This window comes from Streptococcus suis YS161, assembly GCF_002760245.1.
Classification (GTDB): domain Bacteria; phylum Bacillota; class Bacilli; order Lactobacillales; family Streptococcaceae; genus Streptococcus; species Streptococcus suis_I.
In genome coordinates, this window is the sequence record NZ_ASCA01000043.1 from 115814 (window position 1) to 134775 (window position 18962).

An 18962-nucleotide genomic window follows, 5' to 3' on the forward strand; every position below is an offset into this window, starting at 1 on the left:
ATTTCGGACTTACCGCCTATTTTCACCGTGCGTTTTACGGGCTCTGTATCTTTAGAAAGGAATTGAACACGGGCTAAATGCAGTGTCAAAAATTGCTGGTTTCTTCATGTTTAAGCATGTGGAACTGGCTTCTGCGTCGTAGACATCTGTGCTTTCTTCGGTTTTCGACCTGTGAAAGCACTAGTTGTCTTGACGGGGGTGCGTCTTCGAAATCACAGATTTCGGACTTACCGCCTATTTTGACTGTGCATTTGACGCCCTTTGTATCTTAAACTATGCAAGAAAATATTGTGATTCATGGGGCGCGTGCCCATAATTTAAAAAATATTGATGTGACCATTCCGCGTGAGAAGCTGGTGGTGGTGACTGGTTTGTCGGGGTCTGGTAAGTCGAGTTTGGCTTTCGATACCTTGTATGCCGAAGGCCAACGCCGCTATGTAGAGTCTTTGTCTGCCTATGCTCGTCAGTTCTTGGGCAACATGGACAAGCCAGATGTGGATTCCATAGAGGGGCTCAGCCCTGCTATTTCCATTGACCAAAAAACGACATCGCGGAATCCGCGTTCGACAGTCGGTACAGCGACGGAAATCAATGATTATCTCCGTTTGCTCTATGCTCGAGTTGGGGTGCCTTATTGTATCAATGGGCATGGTGCCATCGCAGCTTCCTCGGTGGAGCAAATCGTAGATGAGGTTTTGGAATTGCCAGAGCGTCAACGCTTGCAGATTTTAGCGCCGATTGTTCGTAAGAAAAAGGGGCAACACAAGACCATTTTTGAGAAAGTGCAGAAGGACGGCTATGTTCGGGTACGGGTCAATGGTGATGTCTATGATGTGTCGGAAGTGCCGGAGTTGTCCAAGAGCAAGGCTCATAATATTGAAGTCGTTGTCGATCGGATTGTCATCAAAGAGGGTATTCGTTCGCGGCTTTTTGACTCCATTGAGGCGGCCCTGCGGATTGCGGACGGCTATGTCATCATCGACACCATGGACGAGAAGGAAATGCTTTTCTCTGAGTACTATGCCTGCCCAGTATGTGGCTTTACAGTGCCTGAGTTGGAGCCTCGTCTTTTCTCTTTCAATGCGCCTTTTGGGTCTTGTAGCGATTGTGACGGTTTGGGGATGAAGCTGGAAGTGGATACGGATTTGATTGTCCCAGATGCCAGTAAGACCTTGCGTGACGGGGCTTTGGCTCCGTGGAATCCTATTTCTTCTAACTACTATCCTCAGATGTTGGAGCAAGCTATGAACCACTTTGGCGTGGATATGGACAAGCCTTTTGAGGAATTGACGGAAGAGGAGAAGAACCTGATTTTCAACGGTTCTGACGGTAAAGAATTCCATTTCCATTATGAAAATGAGTTCGGTGGGGTGCGTGATATTGACATTCCGTTTGAAGGCTTGATTACCAACATTAACCGTCGCTACCATGAAACCAACAGTGACTATACACGGACAGTCATGAAGACCTACATGAACGAGTTGACTTGTGGGACCTGCCACGGCTATCGCCTCAATGACCAAGCCTTGTCTGTCAAAGTCGGTGGCGAAAAGGGACTTCATATCGGGCAGTTGTCTGACTTGTCCGTGGCTGATCATTTGCAAGTGATTGAACATCTGACTTTGTCTGAAAATGAAGCGACGATTGCGACGCCCATTGTCAAGGAAATCAAGGATCGCCTGTCCTTCCTTAACAACGTAGGTCTTAACTATCTGACGCTTTCACGAGCAGCGGGGACGCTGTCTGGTGGGGAGAGCCAGCGGATTCGTTTGGCGACCCAGATTGGATCCAACCTGTCAGGTGTCCTCTATATTTTGGATGAGCCGTCGATTGGCCTGCACCAGCGGGACAATGACCGCCTGATTGCCAGTCTCAAAAAGATGCGGGACTTGGGCAATACCTTGATTGTGGTGGAGCACGATGAGGACACCATGCGTGAGGCGGACTGGTTGATTGACATCGGTCCAGGCGCGGGTGTCTTTGGCGGAGAAATCGTGGCTTCTGGAACGCCTGCCCAAGTAGCTAAAAATAAAAAATCCATTACAGGTCAGTATCTGTCTGGCAAACGTGAAATTCCTGTTCCTCTAGAACGCCGTGTTGGCAATGGTCGGTTCTTAGAGGTGACAGGTGCCAAGGAAAACAACCTGCAAGATGTGACTGTTCGTTTCCCGCTTGGGAAATTTGTAGCGGTGACAGGGGTGTCTGGCTCTGGTAAGTCAACTCTGGTCAATTCCATTTTGAAAAAAGCTATCGCTCAGAAGCTCAATCGAAATTCGGACAAGCCAGGTAAATTTAAGTCTATTTCAGGAATTGAACACTTGGACCGCCTGATTGATATTGATCAAAGCCCGATTGGACGGACACCGCGTTCCAACCCAGCCACCTACACAGGTGTTTTTGACGATATTCGTGACCTCTTTGCCCAGACCAATGAAGCCAAAATTCGTGGCTACAAGAAGGGGCGATTCTCCTTTAACGTCAAAGGTGGTCGTTGCGAAGCCTGCTCTGGTGACGGGATTATCAAGATTGAAATGCACTTCCTGCCTGATGTCTTTGTGCCTTGTGAAGTCTGTCATGGACACCGCTACAACTCGGAAACCTTGGAAGTACACTACAAGGAGAAAAATATCGCTCAGGTCCTTGATATGACGGTCAATGATGCGGTCGAGTTCTTCAAACATATTCCAAAAATTGAGCGGAAACTCCGCACTATCCAAGATGTGGGCTTGGGCTATGTTACCCTTGGGCAACCTGCGACAACCCTGTCAGGTGGGGAAGCTCAGCGGATGAAATTGGCTTCTGAACTCCACAAGCGGTCGACTGGTAAGTCTCTCTATATCTTGGACGAGCCAACGACAGGCTTGCATACGGAGGACATTGCCCAGTTGCTCAAGGTCTTGGCCCGCTTTGTCGATGACGGCAACACTGTCCTTGTCATCGAGCACAATCTTGATGTGATCAAGACGGCAGACCATATTATCGACATGGGACCAGAAGGCGGTGTCGGTGGCGGTACCGTTGTCGCGACAGGAACGCCAGAAGAAGTGGCGGAGAACCCAGCTAGCTTTACAGGCCAGTATTTGAAAACTAAGTTGAAATAAGCAAGTAAAAAAGAGCCATCGGCTCTTTTTTACTGTTCTTTATCCATATTATTCAAGGCATAGTCACAAGCCTGAATGACAAAGCTTGAGAAACTGACATCTTTTTTGACGATTGCTTCCTCAATTCTATCTACCAACTCTGACGGAAATCGAATGGTTTTGATTTCTGTTTCTTTTTTATCTGATTTTAATTTAAATGCCATTTATTTGCTCCTTGTTACAAGTGTATAGCGAAATAAATGAATATGAAATATTACAAATTGTATTACTAAATGTATTGCAAAAATAAAGAGTGTATAGTAAAATATTTTGGAAGACTATTTCATAAAAGGGAGAATTATATGGTTTATAGTAGAACTCAGCGCATCCAAGAAGAAAAGAATCAGCGTTTACGATATGGGATTCGTAAATTTACAGGCTTAGGAGCCGCATCTGCTCTATTAGGAGTGGGTTTACTAACAAGTTTATCGGTTCATGCACAGACTAAGACGGCAGAGGTTCGTTATGATTATGTAACGACTGAGGAATTGACTGAGGCAGAGAAAAAGGCGATTTTTACAGAGCTTCCAGCTCAGGTGACAGAAGATGTGAACTACTATCTTGTGTATAGAAAAGTAGGGTCTTCAATTTTGCCACAGACAGGAGAAAGCACAGGTGTATTAGCTGGAGCTATTGGGGCAGGCTTGCTACTGGTTGGTATAACTGTTGGTCGGAAAAATCAACGGATGGTTCGCTCAGCAATGACCTTGACCTTGGTAGGAGGAAGTCTGGTTTTCACCTCTGTATCTGCCGTGACGGTTGCCCAGCTGGCTCAGTATGGTCAAACTCAAACATTGACAGTAGGATCAGCACTCCCAGATGGAAAGATTTCAATTGCAGGTTATGAGTTTGTAGGTTATTTGGAGGGGAAAAAGCAGAGCAGTGAGACAAGTCCAACTCTACCTACTGGTTCAATAGATAAGGCAGAAGAAAATGAGAATCTACTTGTCCAACCAACCCAACCAGCAGATGAGAACAAATCAGACATCCCAGCAGAATCAACTCCGTCAGAGGATAAGGTAACAGACACTCCGGCAGAACCAACCCCGTCTGAAGACAAGGTTGAAGAAGTCCCAGCAGAAAGTAAGCCAGCGGAGAAACCCGTTGAAGAAACAGGAGGTGGTCAGGTTATCGGTACAGAAGACAAGGTTATTTCAGAAACGGAGAAACCAGTCCAACCAGAAATACCTGCGCCAGTGGAAAAACCAGCTGTACCAGGGGAAAAGGAAACGACTGTTACACCTGGTGAAGAGAAACCTGTTAGTCCAGAACTTCCAACTAATCCAGCAGAACCAGATCGACCTGTTGATACAGTTCGAACAGATGTAGAGAACCAGGTAACGGTCATCAAGTATGGAACTAGCTATGTGAAAGATACAAGTTTGCAAGCTGGAGAAAGCAAGGTTCTTACACAAGGTGTGGATGGAAAGGAAATAGTCACCACTAAAGTAACCTATACCAATAATGTAGAGACCGCTCGTGAGATCGTTGCGACTGAAACAATTGAACCTGTTACAGAAGTAATCGCCTATAATGATGAGGTTTCTAAAAATCGAGAAGAGCTTATAGAAAGCTTGACGACTATTTCATTTGCTACAGAGCGTCGTGCCAATGCTGATCTGGAAGTAGGTTCCGAACGTGTACTGGTAGCAGGAGTTAATGGACAAACCAAGACCCTTACAAAGAAAGTCTATGATTCTACAGGTGCAGTCATTAGTGAAGAAGTGGTCAGCACTGAAGTTATTGCTCAACCAGTTACGCAAGTCATTGAATACGGTACTAAGCCAAAGTCTGTTGTTGAAACAACAGAGGAAACCAAGGTAACAGAGCTTGACTACACTGTTGAAACTCGTCAGAATCCAGACTTGGAAAAAGGTCAAACCCGTACACTTACAAAAGGAAGAAAGGGAACACTAACCCAAACCTATCGCATTACTAAGACAGACGGCAATGAAACGGCGCGTGAATTAGTAAAAGAAGAACGTGTCGAACCGGTAAATGAGATTATTGAAGTCGGTACAAAGGCTGTTGTTCGTTACCAAACTCGCCAAGAAACAAGTGTCATTCCATTTACTACAGAAACTCGTCAGGTGGATAGCTTATTTGAAGGTGAAAGTCGTGAGTTGGTAGCAGGAGTGGACGGTCAGCAAACACAGACCTATAAGGATACCTATGTGGACGGCGTCAAGGTTGCCTCTGAAATGGTGGGGCAACCAGAGGTTATTCAGCCAATTAAGCGTATAGTAGAAGTTGGTATCAAGAAAGAAGAGACCAGTCAAGTTCTGACAGAAACGGAGGTGCTTGCCTATACTTCAATCAAAGAAGAAGATCCGAATCTCCCAGAAGGTGAAACAAAAATCAAAGTTCAGGGAGTAAACGGGGAGCGTAAGGTCCGTATCACACGGGTCACCAATAACCGTACTGGTCAAGTAAGCGAAACCCGCGAGGTCATCTCTGAGACTGCACCAGTCAATGAGGTCCTTGTGGTCGGCACTAAACCTGCCAGCGAAAGCCTGCTCGACAAGAAGACGCTAACGCTGGATGAGTTCATGAGCCTCACCGAGGAGCAGCAGGACGCCTTCATCGCTAAGAAAGGAACCGTGCCTGGCACGACCATCCGAACTGGCGCAACCAAGGACACCCTTGAGAAGGTGGAGCAGCTCATCAACCTCGACAAGCTCAACGCTGAGTTCGTCAGCCTGCTTAACGCAGCCCGTGCGGCAGAAGGCCTATCGGCTGTAACATACGCAGGTCAGGGCTCAGACGCTCAAAACGCGGCGACTGCTCGTGCCAACGAAATGGCGGACCACGGTAGTCTTCGCTACCAAGGGACAGCGGATGGCGCTCACAAGCGCCCAGACGGCTCTAAGTGGACCACCATCTACACAGCAGAGCAGACAGCTCGACAAGGCTGGCGTGGTGAAAACGCACTCCAGATGGGCTCATCACTCAGCGCATACAGCGCCATCAACGAGAGCCGCATCGCCAACAACCTCTTCACTGAGTGGATGAACTCCGCTGGCCACAAGGCCGTCATGATGAAAAACCTGGACAACCTCCAGGTGGCAGTCGGCATCGGACTCAACGACAAGGCTATCGAGACCACCTTCAACCAGGGTGTGACCGTGGCCATGCTGGAATTGGTTGAGCCAAAACCGTAGAGGATTGATTTTATCGGCTGTAGAGTTCGGCATCAAAACATTAAAGGTCTTGTGATATAAAAAAGAGCCGTCGGCTCTTTTTTACTCTTGAAAGTACTTTTTTGCAATTGCTTAGATGGCATAAATTCGGTATAATAGAAAAAATAAGTTTTCAATAAGGAGATGTCCATGCAATCTGAATACGTTTTACTATGCAGTCCATACCGATATAGCTCGGTTTTTGCGAATGTAGTGAATAGACAATTTATCGAAAAAGAACTACTGAGTGTCGTCATGCCAGGTGTCAACATTACGACAAGAAGTATGCTGAGAACCATGTTGGAAACAAACTATGGTATTACGGATGAGTCGAGTTTGAAGGAAGAAATTGCCAAGCTTGAAAATGGTGATTATCATGCTTTAGAAGAAATTTCTTCATTTCTCAATGGAATAGAGAATCCTATTGTAAAAGAATTTTATCTTTCTTTACATGAATTAACAGGTTCGCGAAACATCCAAGGCTTTGACGATTGCCGTATTATTGATGTCTTAACGAAATCCTATGCAGCTCGCTTGATTTCCAAAGAAGAATTTGAGGAACTCTTTACTAAGCAAACGGAACGTATCAGAAATGGTTATCAAACTTGGGAACAGTATCTAGCATCTTGTGTACTTGGAAAATTGCTTCAATTTATCCCAGCTTCAGAAACCATTACGAGTGTTGAAGAGTACATCATAGATATTTATTCCTTCTGTATTGCACCGACCAATGTATTTGCCTATGGGACGTTTTGGGCAAATCACGACTTGGCTCATTTGACAGCCTTGTTAGAAAACTTCTTGCCTGAGGAGATTCTTACAGATATCAAATCCAGAAAAAATCTTGTCGATTATAAAGACAAGATTCCGGGCTTGAATGCTCCTTCAAATGCCTTGATTGCTTACTTTGATGAAAAATACATAGACACAAATTTGATTGATACCAATCGTTATGATTATCTAAGTCAGCTTGCGGACTATGTTTTTTGGACACCATTGGTTGAGAACAATCTGGAATGGCTGATTACAGAAAAGAATCTGAAAGAACAAGACACGATTCTGTTGCCGACAGAATTTGCCAGCTATTACTCAGCCAGCGAATTTTGGGATTGTTACAAAAAATATCCTGAATTACAGAATGAACATATCTTTGCCATGTTTAAAGGTGTTTTCAGTATAACTGTCTTGTTTACGGAAGAAGCAGCATACACCTTTAAGAAAAAATTATTCGGAAAACCTGCACTGGTTAAAATCCCTTGGGACCAAGTTCCTTTACATGCTTCTCTTGATTTAGAATTTAAAGAGAGCAGAATCCTTTTGGATAAAAAGGTTATTTCTGATGTTAGCCCAGTTTTAAGTGAAATTGGTTTAAATGAAGACACATTATCAAGCCTAAATTCTCAAGAAAGAAAAGCACTTGAAAAGGAATGGCAAGAAAAAATGAATCAGTTCCTAGAGAGTATTCCACAACGAATTCGTGAATTCAAAGGGAAATGAGAGGAAACTGGTTGAGTTGTTCAAAAAGTCGCTCTAGCGGCTTTTTATTTTGCTGCTGGAAACTATTAATCAAACATATTTAGAGATATGGTATAATATAAACGATGATACAATTACAACGAACTCAACCAACTTTACAACCCTTTACAAAATGGACTGGCGGGAAGCGACAACTGCTTCCAGTTATAAAATCCCTTATGCCAGACAATTACAATAGTTACTTTGAACCATTCATTGGTGGAGGGGCAGTATTTTTCGAACTCACTCCGCAAAAAGCAATTATCAATGATTTTAATAGTGAACTTATCAACTGTTATCGTCAAATAAAAGATAATCCCCAGAAACTCATTGAACTGCTAATCGGGCATCAAAAAAACAACTCTAAAGATTATTATTTAGAACTACGATCTGTTGATAGAGATGGCAGAATCTATACCATGACCGACATCGAACGAGCTGCTCGTATCATGTATATGTTGCGAGTTGATTTCAATGGCTTGTATCGTGTCAATTCTAAAAATCAATTCAATGTACCTTATGGTCGCTATAAAAATCCTAAGATTGTTGATAGTGATTTAATTTTATCTATTTCTCAATATCTAAATAATAACAATATTACGATTTTGACGGGGGATTTCGAAAAAGCTGTTGAAGACGCAGGAGCTGGAGATTTTGTTTATTTTGACCCACCGTATATACCTCTTTCAGAAACAAGTGCCTTTACATCTTATACTCATGAAGGTTTTTCCTATGAAGATCAAGTTAGATTGCGAGATGTTTTCAGAAAACTAGATAAAAAGGGTGCCTACGTAATGCTATCCAATTCGTCTAGTCCGTTAGTGGAAGAATTATATAAAGGTTTTAATGTTCATAAGGTAGAAGCCACTCGAACTAATGGGGCGAAAGCATCAAGTCGAGGAAAAATATCAGAATTTATCGTAACTAATTATGACAAATAACGAATATAAGTATGGAGGGGTTATTATGACGAAACCATACTATCATAAAGAAAATTCCATACTTGTTCATGCGGACATTTTTGAGTTTTTGTCAAAAATGAAACCTGAAAGTATGGATATGATTTTTGCGGATCCGCCGTACTTTTTGAGTAATGGTGGAATATCTAATTCAGGTGGTCAAGTTGTATCAGTTGATAAAGGTGAGTGGGATAAAGTTTCTTCACTTGAAGAAAAGCATAACTTTAATCGACGCTGGATTCAGTTAGCTAAGAAAGTTTTGAAACCCAATGGGACGATTTGGATCTCAGGTAGCTTCCACAATATTTATTCAGTTGGAATGGCTTTAGAACAAGAAGGTTTCAAAATTCTGAATAATATTACATGGCAGAAAACGAATCCTGCACCCAATTTATCCTGTCGTTACTTTACACATTCAACTGAAACAATTCTTTGGGCAAGAAAAAACGATAAGAAAGCTCGTCACTATTATAACTATGATTTAATGAAAGAGTTAAACGATGGAAAACAGATGAAAGATGTTTGGACGGGTGGATTAACAGCAAAATCAGAGAAATGGGCTGGTAAGCATCCCACTCAGAAACCCGAATATCTTTTAGAACGAATAATTTTAGCTAGCACTAAAGAAAATGATTATATATTAGATCCTTTTGTTGGTAGTGGAACAACTGGTGTTGTTGCGAAGCGATTAGGTCGGAGATTTATTGGAATAGATGCCGAACGAGACTACTTAAAAATAGCGAAAACAAGATTGGAGAAAGAAAGTGGAAAAAAATAGAGATTTCGAAGAATGGCTATCAACCATGACTGACACTATCGCGGATTGGGTTTATTATACAGATTTTCCAAAAGTTTACGACAATGTGGAAAGTATAAAAATTCCTCTCAATATTCTGAATAGTCTTATTGGCAGTAAAAATATAAGGCAGGATTTTCTAGATTTGTATCAAAATTATCCAGAAATTTTGAAGGTTGTACCAATCCTTATTGCGAAACGTTTGAAAGATACAATCATTGTTAAAGATCCTCTAAAAGATTTTTATTTCGATTTTCGTAAGCCAAATTATAGTATTGAAGAATACGCTATGTTTTTAGAAAAGTCAGGAATCTTTGATTTACTTGAGAAGCATATTGTATCAAATCTAGTGGACTACGTTACAGGAGTCGAAGTCGGCATGGATACGAACGGTAGGAAGAATCGTACTGGGCATGCTATGGAAAATATTGTACAACATTATCTAGAAGCGGCGGGTTATGTTTTAGGTGAGACCCTATTCAAGGAAATCTATCAAAATGAGATTGAGGAACTTTTCTCAGTTGATTTATCCGCCATCACTAATGAGGGGAATACAGCCAAACGATTTGACTTTGTTATCAAGCATAATTCAACTATTTATTTGATCGAGGTTAATTTTTACTCAAGTGGTGGATCAAAATTAAATGAAACAGCACGTTCATATAAGATGATCGCAGAAGAAGCGAAGACAATCCCTAATGTAGAGTTTATGTGGTTTACTGACGGACAGGGCTGGCATAAGGCTAAGAAAAATCTACAAGAAACTTTTGAGGTTTTGCCTCACTTGTATAATACTAACGATTTAAAAAATAATATTTTAAAGACTTTAAAATAGTTTAGGTAATGATTAAATTTTCTCTAAAAATTAGCAGACGGCTCAATTGTAGACGTATCCGATAAAATGCATTTATTCTTCATGGGCAATGCACTCGTAACTGAAATCGTACGAAAAATTGGAGAGTATATAAAAGTATTGGATTAGTGAAAGATTCCATTTCTCTGTGACATACTTAAAACAGTCGCTCTAGCGGCTTTTTTGTCTGCTGATAATAATTGGTATTTGTACGCATTTCTGCTATAATAGTTACAAAATCTTTGGAGGTAGCTTATGCAAGCGCGTGTGGAAAAATTTGAAGCAAAATTAGCCCAATCGGATGTGGATGGGATTTTGGTAACAGGACAGAACAATATTTACTACCTGACAGGTTTTTGGGGGACAGAGGCGACTGTCTTCATCAGTGGCAAACGTCGCCTGTTTGTAACTGATTCGCGTTATACCTTGATAGCCAAGGCATCAGTAAAAGGTTTTGATATTATCGAGAGCCGTTTTGCCCTTGAAGAGATTGCAAAGGTGATTAAGGAAGATGGGCTTGAAACCATTGGTTTTGATAGCCAGGTGACCTATGGTTTCTATCAAAGTCTGACCAGCATTTTTGAGGGCTATCAACTGGTTGCTATGTCCAACTTTATCGAAGACTTGCGCATGATTAAGGATGAGAAGGAAATTGCGACCATTCGCCGTGCATGTCAAATTTCGGATCAGGCTTTTATTGATGTTCTTGACTTTATCAAACCAGGTCAGACGACTGAGATGGATGTCAATCATTTCCTTGACCATCGCATGCGCCAACTAGGTGCCGAAGGGGCATCATTTGAGTTCATCGTGGCATCTGGCTACCGCTCTGCTATGCCCCATGGAAGAGCGTCTGAAAAGGTTATCCAAGCTGGTGAGACCTTGACGCTGGATTTTGGTTGCTATTACCAGCATTATGTCAGTGATATGACACGGACCATCCATATCGGTCATGTGACAGATCAAGAGCGTGAGATTTACGATGTGGTCTTGCGTGCCAATAAGGCTTTGATTGAGCAGGCCAAGGAAGGTGTCACCTACCGCGAGTTTGACGCTATTCCTCGTGAGATTATCAATGTGGCGGGTTACGGAGCCAACTTTACACACGGCATCGGTCACGGTATCGGCTTGGATATTCATGAATATCCGTATTTTGGAAAATCTGACGAGACTATCAAGGCAGGTATGGTCTTGACGGATGAGCCTGGTATCTATTTAGATGACAAATATGGTGTCCGTATCGAAGATGACCTATTGATTACGGAAACAGGCTGCGAAGTCTTGACGTTAGCTCCAAAAGAATTGATTGTCATTTGAGAAAATTGTCAGTTTGTGGTAAAATAAAACGAATAAATAAAATTTGAAGAGGTATTCAATACAATGATTGAAGCAAGTAAACTTAGAGCAGGTATGACCTTCGAAGCAGAAGGTAAATTGATTAAAGTTTTGGATGCGAGCCACCACAAACCAGGTAAAGGAAACACCATCATGCGTATGAAATTGCGTGATGTACGTACAGGTTCAACCTTCGATACAACTTACCGTCCAGATGAAAAATTTGAACAAGCTATTATCGAAACAGTTCCAGCACAGTACCTTTACCAAATGGATGACACAGCTTATTTCATGAATACTGAGACTTACGATCAGTATGAAATTCCAGTAGCGACTATCAAAGAAGAATTGCTCTATATCTTGGAGAATTCCGATGTGAAGATCCAGTTCTACGGAACAGAAGTGATCGGTGTTACTGTACCAACAACTGTTGAATTGGTCGTTGCAGAAACACAACCATCTATCAAAGGTGCGACTGTTACAGGTTCAGGTAAACCAGCTACGATGGAAACTGGTTTGGTTGTTAACGTACCAGATTTCATCGAAGCAGGTCAAAAACTGGTTATCAACACAGCTGAAGGAACTTACGTATCACGTGCTTAATCGTTTCCTCTTAAGAAAGGAGAGCCTATGACAACAGAATATCAAGGCGAGATTGTTATCGCACCTCGCGTTCTTGAAGTGATTACAGGCATTGCTGCAGCGAAAGTTGATGGAGTGCATTCCCTTCAAAATAAGCGTGTAGCAGACAGTTGGTCAAAAACATCGTTAAATAAAGGTGTTTATCTTGAAACTGACGAGGAAGGTCGAGTGACTGCGGATATTTACGTCTATCTAGAATATGGTGTAAATGTTCCTGCTGTATCAATGGATATTCAACGAGCAGTTAAAACAGCTATTTTTAACTATGCTGAAGTTCAAGTCAATGCTGTCAATATTCATGTGAACGGCATTGTTCCTGATAAAACACCAAAACCAGCATTGAAAGACTTGTTCGGAGAGGATTTCCTTGATGAAGAATAATAGACATGCCTTGCGTAAGTGTGCTTTGCAGGCAATCGTATCACTCGAATTCGGTCAAGAACCTGTTCAAGCAGCTCAATTTTCCTATCTGTATGATCGAGAAGATGAGCAAGACGACATTGAAATTCCACTTTTCCTCCTCAATCTTGTCAATGGTGTAGCAGATTATCGTGATGACTTGGATAAGGAGTTATCTAGCCGATTAAAAGCAGGATGGACCTTAGACCGTTTAACCTTGATTGACAAGAATATCATGCGACTAGGCCTATTTGAAATCTTACATTTCGAAGAAACGCCAGACCGTGTTGCTGTTAACGAGGCTATTGAATTGGCTAAAGAATTTTCTGATGAATCTTCAGCTAAGTTTATCAATGGAGTTTTGAGCCAGTTTATTAAAGAAGAAGCCTGATGAGCTTCTTTTTTACTTGAGAAATAAGAGAATGTATCACAAAAAAGCTGTACCTAATTTTTATTAGGTACAGCTTTTTTTATATACTAGCTCCTGCTAGTAGGCTAATCGGCAGGATATAGTCTGTTTTTGTCAGTTTTTTTCCTTCGATTTTATCAACTAATAGTTCAACCAGCAGGTGAGCTATTTCGGTTAATGGTTGCTTGATGGTTGTCAGTTGAGGATAGTAGTTTTCGATGAAACTGGTTCCATCATAACCAATCAATTTAATATCCTCTGGAATAGACAGTTTCAATGAACGAATGACGTTCCATACCAGCATAGCCGTTGCATCGCCAGATACAAAGATACCATCTGGTTTTTGCTTTTCAAGAATAGCCCGGATTTCCATCTCCTTGCGCACAGGTGAGAAATCACTGGAGATATGAAAAACTTCAGCTTTGTTCAAAATAGATGTGAAACCTACTTGGCGAAGGCCGGTAGGTGAATTGGAATCATCGTTCCCCGTAATCATTAATGGATTGTGACATCCCGCTTTTTGTAAGGTTTGGGCAGCTAATACCCCGCCAGCAAAATTATCGGAAGAGACAATGGGAATGGAAGGAGAGAGGTTGCGGTCAAAAGCGATAATTGGAGCTACGACACGGTCGTAGTCTTGGATACCGAGATTGTGACTGCCCGAGATAATCCCATCTACTTGGTTAGCTGCTAACATTTCTAGATATTCACGTTCCTTATCGGACTCGTGCTGGCTATTGCAAATAATGGTTTTATAGCCTCGATCAAAAAGCTCTTTTTCTAAATGGCTAATCAATTCAGAATAAAAAATATTGTTTATTGTTGGGAAGATGAGACCAACTAATTTTGCAGATTTACCTTGCAAACTACGAGCTAAATTATTAGGTTTGTAGCCCAGTTTACGCATAGCCTCTTCGACATTGCGAATGGTTTTTTCAGATAGGTATCCTTTTTTATTGATAACGCGCGAGACAGTTGTTGGGCTGACCCCAGCTAACTGTGCGACATCAGTTAGTTTTGCGACCATAATCTAAATGGTAGTAGGTTCCGGTCGGATTACCTGTCGTAATGACGATACCAGACTGATCCGCATCAGGGAAGACACGACCAGAAAATACTTTCTCTCCTTTATTGATAAAGATTTCAAAGACAGATTTGTCGATGAAGATATTGGCTGTAAGAGCTCCTGGAGAAATCTCGCAAGAGCGACTTGTGCCGAAATCGAGTGCGAATGGCTGACCACAGTTGCCGCGGTCCAATGTAATCTGGCCTTGTTCAGTGTCTACAGACAAGACCAAGCCTTTTTCCGCTTCATTTGCGAACAATACGATTTCATGCTTCGTGCCCGCTGAAAAATCAAGTTCCAATTCGTAAACATTATTGGTTTCTTTTTGGGCTGAAAATGGCTGAGCTTCTTTACGAAGACTGGTAATCGTATTGACTGGATATTGGTAGAGCTTACCGTCCTTGATGGTTAATTCTTTGACCAATGATAGACAACCTTGGTAATCGTAGGCATCAGTTGGGTATTCCATATCTGGAAGAGCTAACCAGCTAACAGATAAAGTCCGTCCGTCTGGAGCATTAAAAGCTTGGGTTGCATAGCACTCAAAACCATAGTCCAGATTGATCAATTCGCTCGGTTCGACAATGCTTGCTGTTTCAGGATCGAAACTCTGACCAATCTTGTACATATTTGGATAGATATTGCCATAGTCCAATACCTCTTTGTCCAAGCCTTGTGGACAGTAGAGAAGGATGGGTTGCTCACCGACGAACGCAATATTTGGGCATTCCATCATATAAGCGGTCATATCATTGGCAAAATCTAGGTCACCAACATAGGACCAGTTGAGGTAGTCGTTATTTTCAGCTTTATAAAGTTTGACAATTCCCTTTTTATCCAAATTTTGTCCACCGACGATAGCGTAATATTGCCCTTTATAGTTGAAAATTTGTGGATCACGGAAATGGTCGGTGGTATCTTCTGGTTGCTCAATCAAGACTTTATCAATCTTTTCAATCTTACCATCTTTATCCATCAAGGCACCGATTTGGTATGGATGACGAACCCAATTTTCATCGCGGACATTTCCAGTATAGAAGAGGAAAAGCTTGTCGCCAAATTCCATGGCAGATCCAGAGTAGGCACCGTGGCTATCAAGTGGCGTATCAGGATACATAATAGTACCTGTTTCTTCAAAGTGCACTAAGTCCGTAGATTCGGTATGAACCCAAGATTTCAAGCCGTGGGCAGCACCGAATGGGAAGTATTGGTAAAAAAGAGTCCACTTTCCATTGAAATAGGAGAAACCGTTTGGGTCATTCAAAAGGCCATGGGGCGTTTCAATATGGAAGTTGGTTCTCCAAGGTGAACTTGCTGTATTCTGTTTGATTTTCTCGATATATTCTGGCGACCAGTCATCATAAGCCCGGTAACGCTCCTCTGTTGTAAATGCCATAATTTTCTCCAATTTTTCTAGTTTTTCATTAATATAGTAAACGTTTTCTTGTAAAAAATCAAGTTTTTACTGTGATTATTGGAGTTTTTTAAAAAATTCTGCAAAACGTTTGACATATTTGTAAAAACCATATATAATAAAAACATCGAAAGAGTGAAAACACTTTCAATAATAAAAAATATACAAAAAGGAGATTTTTGTAAATGGATTATAAAAAAGTTTCTGCCGAAGTGATCGAAGCGGTTGGGAAAGATAATCTAGTTGCGGCAGCACACTGTGCTACTCGTCTTCGTTTGGTTCTGAAGGATGAATCCAAAGTGAACCAAAAAGCTCTCGATGACAATGCAGATGTCAAAGGGACATTCAGTACGAATGGTCAGTATCAAATTATCATCGGACCTGGTGATGTAAACTTTGTATATGCAGAGCTCATCAAGGCTACAGGCTTAAAAGAAGTTTCAACAGATGATTTGAAACAGATTGCAGCGCAAGATAAGAAGTTCAATCCATTGATGGACTTGATCAAGCTCTTGTCAGATATCTTTGTGCCAATCATTCCGGCTCTCGTTGCTGGTGGTCTATTGATGGCGCTTCGTAACTTCTTGACTTCCCCAGATTTATTTGGTCCAAAATCAATTGAGGAAATGTATCCTGCTATCCAAGGCATTTCTGCGATGATTCAATTGATGTCAGCAGCTCCATTCATGTTCTTGCCAGTCCTTGTAGGTATTTCCGCTGCGAAACGCTTTGGTGCAAACCAATTCCTCGGTGCGGCTATTGGTATGATCATGACCACTCCAGATTTGGGTGGTAAAGAAGCTTTTTGGGATATTTTTGGTTTCCAAGTAGCTCAAACAAACTATGCATATCAGGTTATTCCAGTTCTTGCAGCAGTATGGCTTCTTGCGACGCTTGAAAAATTCTTCCACAAGAAGTTGCCATCAGCAGTTGACTTTACATTCACACCATTATTGTCAGTAATGATTACAGGTTTCTTGACATTTACAGTCATCGGTCCTGTGATGTTGACTGTATCTGATGCGATTACTAACGCAATTGTTTGGTTGTACGATACAACTGGTGCGTTGGGTATGAGTATCTTTGGTGGTACTTACTCATTGATCGTAATGACTGGTCTTCACCAATCATTCCCAGCCATCGAGACACAACTTTTGTCTGCTTACAACAATAATGGTACAGGATACGGAGACTACATCTTTGTAGTTGCTTCAATGGCTAACGTTGCGCAAGGTGCTGCAACTCTTGCTATCTATTTCTTGACAAAAAATGCAAAAACAAAAGGTTTGTCCGGTTCAGCAGCAGTTTCTGCCTTCCTTGGAATTACAGAACCTGCCCTCTTCGGGGTTAACTTGAAGTACAGATTCCCATTCTTCTGTGCTCTTGCAGGTTCGGCTATCGGTGCCCTCTTTGCAGGTTTGACTCATGTTATCGCTGTATCTCTTGGGGCAGCAGGTTTCATTGGTTTCCTCTCAATCAAAGCATCTTCTATCCCAATGTATGTAGTTGCTGAGGTGATTGCTTTTGCTGCAGCCTTTGCCTTTACTTATGTTTATGGCAAGACAAAAGCATCAGCGGTTTTCGCTGATGAAGCAGCAACAGCAGCTGCGGCAGCAGTGACAGCGTCTGTAGTTGAAACTTCAGAAGAAGTTGAAGAAACTGCAGAAGTCTCTACTGCACAAGAAACTCTTGTTTCTCCACTTTCAGGTGACGTTGTTGCCCTTGAAAATGTTAATGACCCAGTCTTCTCATCAGGAGCTATGGGTAAAGGTTTGGCAGTTAAACCAACTGAAGGTGTTGTTTATGCACCAGCAGATGCAGAAGTAACAATTGCATTCGATACTGGTCACGCATATGGATTGAAAACAACTTCAGGTGCTGAAGTATTGATCCACATCGGTATTGATACTGTATCAATGAACGGTAATGGATTTGAAAAATTAGTAGCAGCAGGTGATAAAGTAAAAGCTGGTACTCCGATTGCTAAATTCGATGCTGCTAAAATTGCTGAAGCAGGTCTTGATGATACAACTATGATTATTGTAACCAACACTGCTGACTTTGCAGAAGTATCTCCACTTGCTGAGGGAACAATCACTCACGGTGTAGAATTCTTGAAAGTAGCTAAGTAATCTTATATAAAATCGATTTGTAGAGTCTGCCTCTACTACATAATTAACAGGAAAAAGGCTTTCAGCCTTTTTCTTCTGTTTGCTTATATGTTATAATAAAAGTGATAAAAATTTTGGAGAAAATCAAATGACAAAATTATATGGTAGTTTAGAAGCTGGTGGTACAAAGTTTGTTTGTGCAGTAGGTGATGAGAACTTTCAAGTTGTTGAAAAAACGCAATTTCCAACGACAACTCCTTATGAAACGATTGAGAGAACGGTTGAATTCTTCAAGCGCTATGAAGATCGTTTGGCAGGTATTGCGATAGGTTCTTTCGGTCCAATTGATATTGATCAAAACTCACAGACTTATGGTTATATTACTTCGACACCAAAACCACACTGGTCAAATGTTGATTTACTTGGTCTGATTGCTAAGGAATTTAACATTCCATTCTACTTCACGACAGATGTGAATTCATCAGCTTTTGGTGAAACATTGGTTCGTAAAGGGGTAAAGAGTTTGGTTTACTATACAATCGGTACAGGTATTGGTGCAGGTGCTATTCAGAATGGTGAGTTTATCGGTGGCTTGGGTCATACCGAAGCGGGTCATACTTACGTTTCCCTACACCCTTACGATGTAAAACATGAATTTAAAGGAATGTGTCCATTCCACAATGGCTGTTTGGAAGGCTTAGCTGCAGGTCCTTCTCTTGAAGGCCGTACAGGTATTCGCGGAGAATTAATTGAACTTAATTCAGAAGTGTGGGATGTTCAAGCCTATTATATTGCTCAAGCAGCAGTACAGGCAACCTTGCTTTATCGTCCGCAAGTAATTGTATTTGGTGGGGGAGTTATGGCTCAAGAGCACATGCTTAATCGTGTACGTGAGAAGTTTGTCGGTTTGATGAACGATTATCTCCCAACACCAGATGTCAAAGAATATATCGTAACGCCAGCTGTTGCTGAAAATGGTTCTGCAACTCTCGGGAACTTTGCTTTGGCAAAACAGATATCAGAAAAGTAACATAAAAAGTTAGGGACTAGAAATAATCCCTAACTTTTTTCTTATTATGGCTTCGAGCCAGTTTTTCTCGTAGAGAAAAACAAGAAAACCACCAGCTATGCTGGTGGCTGCCAA

At 41.6% G+C, this 18962-nt stretch carries 15 protein-coding genes and 1 pseudogene; 13 read left to right on the top strand and 3 right to left on the bottom strand.

All coding sequences use genetic code 11. The features are described 5' to 3' along the window. Positions 1 to 275 precede the first annotated feature (275 nt). Positions 276 to 3101, top strand: coding sequence for an excinuclease ABC subunit UvrA (gene uvrA, locus SST111_RS06350; RefSeq protein WP_099810395.1), 2826 nt, complete (start codon positions 276 to 278; stop codon positions 3099 to 3101). A gap of 29 nt (positions 3102 to 3130) precedes the next feature. On the opposite strand, the gene SST111_RS12200 is transcribed toward uvrA, so the two are convergent. Further along, complete coding sequence (locus tag SST111_RS12200; protein WP_002942417.1) at positions 3131 to 3304, bottom strand: YlcI/YnfO family protein; 174 nt, start codon at positions 3302 to 3304, stop codon at positions 3131 to 3133. A 138-nt stretch (positions 3305 to 3442) separates the two neighbouring features. Here SST111_RS12200 and SST111_RS06360 point away from each other — a divergent pair, with 138 nt between their 5' ends. The 10 genes and pseudogenes from SST111_RS06360 to nusB all read left to right on the top strand — a co-directional run bounded on the left by SST111_RS06360 (position 3443) and on the right by nusB (position 13209). Further along, on the top strand, positions 3443 to 6301 hold the full coding sequence (locus SST111_RS06360) for a G5 domain-containing protein (RefSeq protein WP_099810396.1): 2859 nt from the start codon (positions 3443 to 3445) through the stop codon (positions 6299 to 6301). A gap of 168 nt (positions 6302 to 6469) precedes the next feature. Continuing rightward, positions 6470 to 7816 carry a DUF1266 domain-containing protein gene (locus tag SST111_RS06365; RefSeq protein ID WP_180274032.1) on the top strand — a complete coding sequence of 449 codons (1347 nt, stop codon included), beginning with the start codon at positions 6470 to 6472 and terminating at the stop codon, positions 7814 to 7816. 104 nt (positions 7817 to 7920) lie between these two features. Further along, positions 7921 to 8775 carry a DNA adenine methylase gene (locus SST111_RS06370; RefSeq protein ID WP_099810398.1) on the top strand — a complete coding sequence of 285 codons (855 nt, stop codon included), beginning with the start codon at positions 7921 to 7923 and terminating at the stop codon, positions 8773 to 8775. Then, on the top strand, positions 8765 to 9571 hold the full coding sequence (locus tag SST111_RS06375; protein ID WP_099810399.1) for a DNA-methyltransferase: 807 nt from the start codon (positions 8765 to 8767) through the stop codon (positions 9569 to 9571). Before SST111_RS06370 ends, SST111_RS06375 begins: the two co-directional genes overlap by 11 nt. After that, positions 9558 to 10424: a type II restriction endonuclease gene (locus tag SST111_RS06380; protein WP_099810400.1), complete on the top strand. Its 867-nt coding sequence runs from the start codon at positions 9558 to 9560 to the stop codon at positions 10422 to 10424. Before SST111_RS06375 ends, SST111_RS06380 begins: the two co-directional genes overlap by 14 nt. A gap of 27 nt (positions 10425 to 10451) precedes the next feature. Beyond that, positions 10452 to 10571, top strand: a pseudogene (locus SST111_RS12560) (DNA cytosine methyltransferase); the annotation flags it as partial. A gap of 126 nt (positions 10572 to 10697) precedes the next feature. Beyond that, positions 10698 to 11759: a M24 family metallopeptidase gene (locus SST111_RS06390; RefSeq protein WP_099810401.1), complete on the top strand. Its 1062-nt coding sequence runs from the start codon at positions 10698 to 10700 to the stop codon at positions 11757 to 11759. A 63-nt stretch (positions 11760 to 11822) separates the two neighbouring features. Continuing rightward, entirely contained in the window at positions 11823 to 12380 is a 558-nt protein-coding gene (efp, locus tag SST111_RS06395) for an elongation factor P (RefSeq protein ID WP_002942436.1), read from the top strand. 27 nt (positions 12381 to 12407) lie between these two features. Further along, positions 12408 to 12800: an Asp23/Gls24 family envelope stress response protein gene (locus tag SST111_RS06400; protein ID WP_099810402.1), complete on the top strand. Its 393-nt coding sequence runs from the start codon at positions 12408 to 12410 to the stop codon at positions 12798 to 12800. Continuing rightward, positions 12790 to 13209 (top strand): transcription antitermination factor NusB, encoded by a 420-nt coding sequence (nusB, locus tag SST111_RS06405; RefSeq protein ID WP_099810403.1) that lies wholly within the window; start codon positions 12790 to 12792, stop codon positions 13207 to 13209. The genes SST111_RS06400 and nusB overlap by 11 nt, the downstream gene beginning before the upstream one ends. Positions 13210 to 13288: 79 nt before the next feature. On the opposite strand, the gene SST111_RS06410 is transcribed toward nusB, so the two are convergent. Together SST111_RS06410 and SST111_RS06415 are read right to left on the bottom strand one after the other, a co-directional pair. Further along, entirely contained in the window at positions 13289 to 14254 is a 966-nt protein-coding gene (locus SST111_RS06410; RefSeq protein ID WP_099810404.1) for a LacI family DNA-binding transcriptional regulator, read from the bottom strand. After that, positions 14235 to 15689: a sucrose-6-phosphate hydrolase gene (locus tag SST111_RS06415; RefSeq protein WP_099810405.1), complete on the bottom strand. Its 1455-nt coding sequence runs from the start codon at positions 15687 to 15689 to the stop codon at positions 14235 to 14237. The genes SST111_RS06410 and SST111_RS06415 overlap by 20 nt, the downstream gene beginning before the upstream one ends. A gap of 203 nt (positions 15690 to 15892) precedes the next feature. Between SST111_RS06415 and SST111_RS06420 the strand changes: the two genes are divergently transcribed. Both SST111_RS06420 and scrK read left to right on the top strand, forming a co-directional pair. Next, positions 15893 to 17839 (top strand): sucrose-specific PTS transporter subunit IIBC, encoded by a 1947-nt coding sequence (locus tag SST111_RS06420; RefSeq protein ID WP_099810406.1) that lies wholly within the window; start codon positions 15893 to 15895, stop codon positions 17837 to 17839. A gap of 127 nt (positions 17840 to 17966) precedes the next feature. Then, positions 17967 to 18848, top strand: coding sequence for a fructokinase ScrK (gene scrK / locus SST111_RS06425; protein ID WP_099810407.1), 882 nt, complete (start codon positions 17967 to 17969; stop codon positions 18846 to 18848). Positions 18849 to 18962 lie beyond the last annotated feature (114 nt).